The organism is Bradyrhizobium sp. BRP56, assembly GCF_020194035.1.
Taxonomy (GTDB): Bacteria; Pseudomonadota; Alphaproteobacteria; order Rhizobiales; family Xanthobacteraceae; genus Bradyrhizobium; species Bradyrhizobium australafricanum.
Window position 1 is genome coordinate 1 of record NZ_JADYVV010000187.1, and the last position, 744, is coordinate 744.

Below are 744 nucleotides of genomic sequence, written 5' to 3' on the forward strand. Positions count from 1 at the left end.
CCATTGGCATGGGCCGCCTCGATCACGTTGCTCGAGATCGCCAGATTGTCGTAGAGGAATTCCGCCCGCAGCGTGTTGTTGGCGACGATGCCGCCGACCTTGGCGGCAGCGAGGAACGCGGCCTGCGGCCGCTTCGCGGCAAACCAGGCATTCACCGCGGTTTGGTCACGCAGATCGACCTCGCTGCGCGACACCGTCAGGAGATCGGCCTCCTCGCGCGCCAGCCGGCGCATCAGCGCCGAGCCGACCATGCCGCGATGGCCGGCAACGAAGACCGTCTTGCCCTTCAGCTCAAACGCCGTGCTTGCCATTGGCCGCGTCCTGCCTGGCCTCGACGAGATCGCTGGCGACCATTTCCTTCACCAGCTGCGCGAACGGCGTCTTCGGCGCCCAGCCGAGCTTGGCGCGCGCCTTGCTGGCGTCGCCGATCAGAAGATCGACCTCGGTCGGGCGGAAATAGGTCGGATCGATCTGCACCAGGGTGTTGCCGGACGCCTTGTCGATACCGACCTCCTCGACGCCCTTGCCGCGCCATTCGATGCTGCGGCCGACCTCGGCAAACGCCAGCTCGACGAACTCGCGGACCGACCGCGTCTCGCCGGTCGCGAGCACGAAGTCGCCGGGCTCGTCCACCTGCAGGATCCTGTGCATGCCCTCGACATAGTCGCGGGCGTGGCCCCAGTCGCGCTTGGCGTCGAGATTGCCGAGATAGAGCTTGTTCTCGAGGCCGACCTCGATGCGGGC

Annotated in this window: 2 protein-coding genes; both read right to left on the reverse strand. The window is 67.1% G+C overall.

Annotated features, from left to right (window positions below):
* On the reverse strand, nt 1–311 hold a 311-nt coding region (locus I6F38_RS43295), incomplete at its 3' end, for an NAD-dependent epimerase/dehydratase family protein (RefSeq protein WP_225164701.1).
* Nucleotides 292–744: GDP-mannose 4,6-dehydratase (locus tag I6F38_RS43300; protein WP_225164702.1), on the reverse strand; the 453-nt coding region annotated here is incomplete at its 5' end. The genes I6F38_RS43295 and I6F38_RS43300, both read right to left, overlap by 20 nt.